The 3,833-nt window shown below is 67.3% G+C and carries 3 protein-coding genes and 2 pseudogenes; 2 read left to right on the forward strand and 3 right to left on the reverse strand.

Annotation, left to right across the window (positions count from 1 at the left end):
* Both AC1VAN_RS14505 and AC1VAN_RS14510 read left to right on the forward strand, forming a co-directional pair.
* Positions 1-274, forward strand: a pseudogene (locus AC1VAN_RS14505) (hypothetical protein); the annotation flags it as partial.
* A gap of 40 nt (positions 275-314) precedes the next feature.
* A pseudogene (locus AC1VAN_RS14510) lies at positions 315-1,291 on the forward strand (bile acid:sodium symporter family protein).
* Positions 1,292-1,395: 104 nt separating this feature from the next.
* Here the strand turns inward: AC1VAN_RS14510 and cyoE are convergent.
* The 3 genes from cyoE to AC1VAN_RS14525 all read right to left on the reverse strand — a co-directional run.
* Positions 1,396-2,289: a heme o synthase gene (gene cyoE / locus AC1VAN_RS14515; protein ID WP_480986054.1), complete on the reverse strand. Its 894-nt coding sequence runs from the start codon at positions 2,287-2,289 to the stop codon at positions 1,396-1,398.
* A gap of 4 nt (positions 2,290-2,293) precedes the next feature.
* A complete protein-coding gene (locus AC1VAN_RS14520; RefSeq protein ID WP_025878285.1) occupies positions 2,294-3,457 on the reverse strand; it encodes a COX15/CtaA family protein in 1,164 nt (387 codons plus the stop codon).
* Between the two features lie 10 nt (positions 3,458-3,467).
* On the reverse strand, positions 3,468-3,833 hold a 366-nt coding region (locus AC1VAN_RS14525; RefSeq protein WP_480986055.1), incomplete at its 5' end, for a hypothetical protein.

The raw sequence follows: 3,833 nt of genomic DNA on the forward strand, positions 1-3,833 counted from the left end.
CGGCCTGCGCTATGTGCGCATCCCGGTAGCCGGCGCCGAAGGCCTGGATGCCACCAACCTGCGCGCCGTGCACCAGGCGCTGCAGCAGAGCCAGGGGCCGGTGCTGCTGCACTGCGCTTCCGGCAACCGCGCCGGTGCCGTGCTCGGCCTGGTCAACGCACGCTACGAACACGCCAGCCCGGAACAGGCGCTGCAACTGGGCCAGCGAGCCGGCCTGAAGTCGTTGGAAGCGGCCACCCGCGAGCGTCTGGCGATCCCTTCTCCCACCCCCTGATTCCCGGGGTAATCCCCCCGCACCAAGGAGCCCATCCACCATGACCCGCTGGTGGTCGCGCCTGCGACCGGACAACTTCACCCTCGCCCTGCTGTGCACCGTCGGCCTGGCCTCGCTGCTGCCGATGAAAGGCGCCGCCGCCCTGGTGCTCGACGATGTCACCACCGTCGCCATCGCCGCGCTGTTCTTCCTGCACGGCGCGCGCCTGCCACGCGAATCGATCATCGGCGGCATGCTGCACTGGCGCCTGCACCTGACGATCCTCGCCTGCACCTTCATCCTGTTCCCGCTGCTGGGGCTGTTGTTCAAGCCGTTGTCCGGCTGGCTGCTGACGCCTGAGCTGTACCTGGGCGTGCTGTTCCTGTGCACCCTGCCCTCCACCGTGCAGTCGTCCATCGCGTTCACCTCGATGGCGCGCGGCAACGTGCCGGCGGCCGTGTGCAGTGCCTCGCTGTCGAGCATCCTCGGCGTGTTCCTCACGCCCCTGCTGCTGACCGCACTGGCCGGCACCTCCGGCGGCGTGCACGACCCGCTGCATGCCATCGGCGGCATCATGCTGCAGCTGCTGGTGCCGTTCGTGGCCGGCCACCTGCTGCGCCCGTGGATCGCCGGCTGGGTTGAGAGGCAGCGCGCGCTGCTGCGCTACACCGACCAGGCCACGATCCTGCTGGTGGTGTACTCGGCATTCGGCGAAGCGGTTACCGAGGGGTTGTGGAGCAAGACACCGCTGCTGTCGCTGTTCGCGGTGGCGGTGGTGGCGGCGGTACTGCTGGGCATCGCCATGCCGCTGATCACCTTCATCGCCCGCCGCCTGCGCTTCAACCGCGAAGACGAGATCGCCATCGTGTTCTGCGGCTCGAAGAGAAGAAGAGCCTGGCCACCGGCGTTCCGATCGCCAAGGTGCTGTTCGCTGGGGGCAGCCTCGGCGCGATCGTGCTGCCGGTGATGATCTATCACCAGATCCAGCTGATCGTCTGCGGGGTGATCGCGCAACGGTATGCCAAGCGCGCGCCCTGACCTGTGGAACAGCGCCGGGCCATGCCCGGCGGCGTCACCCCGTCACAACCAGGGCAGTGGATGTTCCACAGGTAGCGCCGGGCCATGCCCGGCGGATCCACCCGCTACAACCAGGGCAGGATCCAGTGGTCCACCAGCAGGAAGGCGAACAGCGCCATCAGATAGACGATGGAGTAACTGAACATCTTCATCGAGAACAGCTCGTCCGGCGGGTTGAGCATGCGCCAGGCGTACCAGAGGAACACCGCGTTGAGCACGATCGCCCCGCCCAGGTAGAACGCTCCGCTCATGCCAACCAGGTACGGCAGCAGGCAGACCAGCGCCAGCACCACCGAGTACGCCATGATCTGCTTGCGCGTGTGCACCACGCCATGGGTGACCGGCAGCATCGGGATTTCCGCCTTGGCGTAATCCTCGCGACGGAAGATCGCCAGCGCCCAGAAGTGCGGCGGSGTCCASRTGAAGATRATCAGCACCAGCAGCGACGAGTACGCCCAGTCCGACTGCCCCTGCATGCCGGTCACCGCCGCCCACCCCAGCATCGGCGGCATCGCACCGGCCAGACCACCGATGACGATGTTCTGCGAGGTCGCACGTTTCAGGTAGACGGTGTAGATCACCGCATAACCGATCAGCGAGGCGAAGGTCAGCACCGCGGTGATCCAGTTCACCCACAGCACCAGGATCGCCATCGACAGCACGATCAGCACGCCGGCGAATACCAGCACCTGCCACGGCTTGACCTTGCCCACCACCAGCGGACGCCACGAGGTGCGCGCCATCTGCGCGTCGATGTGCGCATCCAGCAGCTGGTTGATGGCTGCAGCGGCGGACGCGGCAAGCCAGATGCCGAGGAAGCCGAGCAGGCCGGCACGCACCTGCTCCCAGCTGGGCACGCCGGGAATGGCCAGGACCATGSCGACCAGGGCGGTGAAGACGATAAGGGCAACGACCTTGGGCTTGGTCAGGTCCCAGTACTGGCGATAGTTGGAAAACATGGGATCAGTCCGGGGCACGCAGGCGGGCCAGCAGGCTGACCAATACAAACAACAGGGCAACGGCAACGCCGTTGTGCGCCACTGCCACTTCCAGCGGCAGCGCCAGCTTCACGTTGAGGATGCCGAGGGTGACCTGCAGCACCAGCAGCGCGACCAGGGCCGAAGCCCAGCCGCGCATGCTCGGCAGCCGGAACAGGCGCAGGCCCAGCCACAGCAGGTAAACGGCAACGACGATGGCAAACAGGCGATGGGCCATCTGGATGGCGATGCGCGAGGCACCGTCGAGCACGCCGCCTTCGTAGTCCACACCGATACCGCGCCACAGGGTGAAGCCCTCGGCGAAGTTGTGCTGCGGCCACCACTGGTTGGCACAGCGCGGGAAGTTGTCCAGCGAGGCGCTGCCGCCGCCGCACGCCAGCGCCGCGTAGTTGGCGCTGACCCAGCCACCCAGCGCGATCTGGGTGACCAGCACCGCCACGCCAATGCGCAGCAGCCACTTCAGCTTCGGCGCCTCAGCCAGGGTGATCGGCATGTGCGTGGCACGCCAGGCCATCCACACCAGCAGGCCGAACATCAGCATGCCGCCCAGCAGATGACCCATCACCACGATCGGCTTGAGCAGCAGGGTCACCGTCCACATGCCCAGCAGCGCCTGGAAGATCACCACCGCCAACGTCAGCAGCGCAGCGCGCGCCAGGTCGATGTTGCTCCAGCGCAGCGCCGCGATCAGCAGGATGGCCTCGCCGACCAGCGCCAGTGCGCTGGCGGTTCCATGCCAGCCCATCATGTACAGCGGTATGCCCGCGGCCACCAGCACGCAGGCGGTGACCACCGCCGTGCTTCCGAAACGCCGCTTGCGCGTGGCCAGCAGGGCCAGGGTCAGGATCTCGATGCCGAGCGCGCCGGCCAGGAAGCGGTGCACCTGCTCACGCCAGGCCTTGTGTGTTTCCAGCGGACGGATCTCCGCTGCCGGGTGGCCAATGGTCTCTTCCACGTGCTGCGGCCAGGTTGCCTGCCCATAGCAGGTCGGCCAGTCCGGGCAGCTCAGGCCGGCATCGGACAGGCGCACGAAGGCACCGAACATGATCGTGCTCGCGGTCATGATCATGGCGAACCACGCCAGGCGGTGGAAATTGCGGTGCAGCGCCGGACGCGCGGAAAGGCTCATCAAACGGGACTCACTTCAGTTTCAGCAACGTGGCCATGTCCTTGCGCAGACCGCCGAGATCGCTCCCGGGGGCATGACGCATGATCACGAAGCCGTTCGGATCGATCACGTAGACCGGCAGACCCGCCGGATCATCGACGCCAGGCAGCGCCGCGCGCAGGGCTGGCGACGGGGCCAGCGGCCGCAGCGCGGGCAGCGAGGCGATCGACGCCGGTGGCGTTCCCAGCCACAGGATCTCGACATTATCGGCGTTATGGCCGAACAGCTGCCACACCTTGCCCAGTCCCTGCGACAAAGTGACGCACTGCGCGTCRCAGGCTCCGGCCGGGGCCACCAGCAGGCGCCATGTGCGCGCCTCGGGGTTCCAGGGGTAGGC

The sequence above is a fragment of the Stenotrophomonas sp. 05L44_2 genome (genome assembly GCF_056665995.1).

Coding starts and splice junctions, on each gene's coding strand:
- AC1VAN_RS14520 (WP_025878285.1), bottom strand. CDS start 3,457: ATGAGCCTTTCCGCGCGTCCGGCGCTGCACCGCAATTTCCACCGCCTG.